This window comes from Natronococcus pandeyae (assembly GCF_008122205.1).
GTDB classification, from domain to species: Archaea; Halobacteriota; Halobacteria; order Halobacteriales; family Natrialbaceae; genus Natronococcus; species Natronococcus pandeyae.
On the sequence record NZ_PHNJ01000042.1, the window covers coordinates 1 to 1,617 of the forward strand.

A 1,617-nucleotide genomic window follows, 5' to 3' on the forward strand; every position below is an offset into this window, starting at 1 on the left:
CCATCGACGGCCTATCAACTGACGCCACCCGTTGATTTCCGTGCAGCAGTGGATCTGCTGGGGGATGATCATCTCATCGTTGACTCGGAGCGAATGCTCGTCATTTTCCGGAAAGGGGTTCTCAATCTCGAGGTAGTGGAGGGGGATCTAGAGTCTGCTGAACAGGTTACGATCAAGGTCCTCGACTCGTCACCACAAGCCGGAGAGACTGAGAACACCCTCGTGGAACGGTTTCTGGAGCAGGTGAAAACCACGACGGAAACAGACTGGGCTGAAGTCCACAATACCTGATGAGATGGGGGACTGGAACACCCCTCGAACAGCAACTTCGATAAATAGCTGCGGTTTCCGTCCCGGAGAGTCGGCTCTATCTCAAGGAACGCTATCCAGCATTGAAGCGGCCGAGACGCGTTCTGTGACTCGATCGTTATTAGCTGGTCAAACCCATACTTCGCGTGGGTGCCACCCACAATACACCATTTTTGCCGTCTGTGCTGGGTCGTCACCAACGTAGCCGGCTTGGCTGGATCGACCGTCTCTCCCTCGTAGACGTCGCCGTCGTCCACCAGTTGCTCTAGTCGACGGCACAGCAGTTCGTCACTCTCCAGGTATCACCGTTGATCCCGTCCTGCGCATTATCAATGGATCATCAGGTGATTGCTTGGGTACTTGCACCGGAATACCCACTCGAGAGAACGCATAGCGTCGGGTCCTGAGTGGGAAACGCGGGACGGGGGAAATGAACCAGAACAGCACAAATCTCAAAGCGTAAATCCTCGTGACGACACGAAAGAAATGAACAATGTCTTTTTGAAGCCTAATTTTAGAACAAAATTCTAATACATGGCCGATTGACTGTCTGATTGATTAATTATAAGTGGTTGTTCTGTTATCCTCAAAGTTGAATGAGTACGCCAAACCGACGCGACCTGATCTGCATAGCTGGTGGTGGGATCCTGACGACAGTTGCTGGATGTTCTGGCAGTGGCGATGCAGAATCTGACATGCAAGAAGTGAACGAAACGACAGAGAGCGACGAAAGCGAGGGCGATTCGAAGTCTGAATCCGAGGAAGATGATGACCCCCAGGATGAGGCTTCGTCGGCAGGAGATGAGCCGCAGGAGGAAGAGAAGGATGAACCCGATTCTGAAAGCAATGAGACCGATCCTGACGGAGATGAGGTGCCGTTGTTTACACTCCCAGACGCTGCAGAAGGGAAGCTCGAACGTGGCGATCACAAGATGGAGAAGGAGAACGAAACCGACGGCTGTACCGTCACGGCTGAACTCGAGAATATCGATGACGAGACGTACACTGTGGATGCCGTGATTGGTGCATACGCTGGTGAGGAGATGCTGGTGGAAGGGTGGCTGTACGATGTCACGATCGGCCCCGAGGAAACTGCCACACTGGAAGCGAAACTCGGCAATTGCACCGACGCGAACCGGTACGAGATCGAAGTGACTCGAGTAGATTAGCTGTAGCAGGCTCTATACTAAGGGATTTTGCGGGAATAGTTCCAATTCTACCTGCTGAAAGAGCCAGAGAAGATATTGAACGACCAATTTGGAGAATCTGGATTAAAATCTGCAGCATTATACTTTCACGACCTACAAA

General features: G+C 51.9%; 2 protein-coding genes. Both read left to right on the plus strand.

Annotated features, from left to right (window positions below; all coding sequences use genetic code 11):
* On the plus strand, positions 1-291 hold a 291-nt coding region (locus CV102_RS25625), incomplete at its 5' end, for a hypothetical protein (protein ID WP_222863750.1).
* A gap of 614 nt (positions 292-905) precedes the next feature.
* Positions 906-1,478: a hypothetical protein gene (locus CV102_RS25630; RefSeq protein ID WP_148860823.1), complete on the plus strand. Its 573-nt coding sequence runs from the start codon at positions 906-908 to the stop codon at positions 1,476-1,478.
* Positions 1,479-1,617 lie beyond the last annotated feature (139 nt).

What these genes read in the sequence shown, in the direction of transcription:
- CV102_RS25630 (WP_148860823.1), top strand. Translation starts at nt 906, where the DNA reads ATGAGTACGCCAAACCGACGCGACCTGATCTGCATAGCTGGTGGTGGG.